The following is a 1,606-nucleotide window of genomic DNA, read 5'->3' on the forward strand; positions in this document are numbered from 1 at the left end:
TAGGTCTCCACAGCCAGAGTTCGACGTCGCAGACCGCGGGCCAGGACGGGGAGTGGAGCCCGGTGCTTCCTTTCGGCATCGTCCCCGTGGCGGTGGCGAACCTTCCAGACGGCCGATTGATAGCGTGGTCTTCGCAGTACAAGGACACCTTTCTGGAGACGGGCAACGGGATGACCTATACCGAGATCTTCGACCCGTCGCTTGGCACACACGGCCAGGCGCTGGGCGAGACGACGACCCAGACCGACCACGACATGTTCTGCCCCGGGATCAACAACCTTCCCGACGGCCGTATACTCTCGGCCGGGGGCACCTCGAGCGAGCGCACGAGCATCTACGACCCGGCGACCGGCATATGGAGCCGTGCCGCGGACATGAACATCAACAGGGGCTACCAGGGCAACGTGACCCTGTCTGACGGTTCGGTCTTCACCGTCGGCGGTTCCTGGAGCGGCAGCAACCAGTCGAGCACCAACGGGGGCAAGGACGCGGAGCTCTGGTCGGAGGCCACGGGCTGGATCAACCTGCCGGGCATCCAGGGCGAGGACATCTATACGGCCAACGACCTGGCGAAGGAACAGCAGGGGCTCTACCGGGTGGACAACCATGTCTGGCTCTGGCCGGCGCCCAACGGGCAGCTCTTCCATGCCGGGCCCGGCGAGATGATGCACTGGATCGACGTCTCCGGCTCCGGCTCGATAACCGATGCGGGGCTTAGGGGCCCCGACACCTATTCGATGAAGGGCACCACGGTCATGTTCGACGTGGGGAAGATACTAAAGGTCGGCGGGGCCGAGTCCTACGGTAACGAGAACACGAACAACATCCCGGCCAAGGAGACCTCCTACGTGATAGACATCAACGACCCCGCGAACGTGACGGTCGCCCCTACGGCCAACAACCTGAGTTTTTCAAGGACGATGCACAACAGTACGGTACTGCCCGACGGAAAGGTGCTGGTCACCGGCGGCCTCGATCAGGCCGAGGTCTTCACCGATATAGGCGCCAGGCTCACGGCCGAGCTGTACGACCCGGCGACCAATTCATGGAGCAGCGTGGCCGGCATGGCCACCCCGAGGACCTACCACAGCGTGGGAATATTGATGACCGACGGCCGGGTGTTCGTGGGCGGCGGCGGCCTTTGCGACCTGCCCTACGGGGGCGAGTGCGTAAACCACATGGACGCGGAGATCTACAGCCCCCCCTACCTGTTCACCGCCGGGGGGCAACTGGCCTCAAGGCCGGTGATCACCGGTGCGCCCGATACGGCCGATTACGGCGAGGACATCGGCGTGACCACGGACACCAACGTGACGGAATTCAGCCTGATCCGCTTCTCGGCCGCCACGCACAGTACCAACAACGAACAGCGCAGGATACCCGTGGCGACCACGGGCGGCACCTCGCACACCCTGACGGTTCCCGGGAGGAACCTCCTGCCACCGGGGTACTACATGCTCTTCGCGCTCGATGCGAACGGGGTCCCCAGCGTGGCCAAGACCATCAGGATCGGTACCGCCATCCCGCTGCAGAACAACCCGAACCTGGTCATGCACCTCCCCTTTGACGAGACATCGGGGTCGGTGGCCGCCGACGTCTCGGGCAA

At 64.4% G+C, this 1,606-nt stretch carries 1 protein-coding gene; it reads left to right on the top strand.

Annotation, left to right across the window (positions count from 1 at the left end; genetic code table 11):
- Positions 1–1,606 (top strand): galactose oxidase-like domain-containing protein (locus ACEZ3G_RS17030; RefSeq protein WP_432426728.1); only part of this gene is annotated, 1,606 nt, incomplete at both ends.

It is taken from the genome of Meishania litoralis, assembly GCF_042611095.1.
In the GTDB taxonomy this organism is placed as follows: Bacteria; Bacteroidota; Bacteroidia; order Flavobacteriales; family Flavobacteriaceae; genus Meishania; species Meishania litoralis.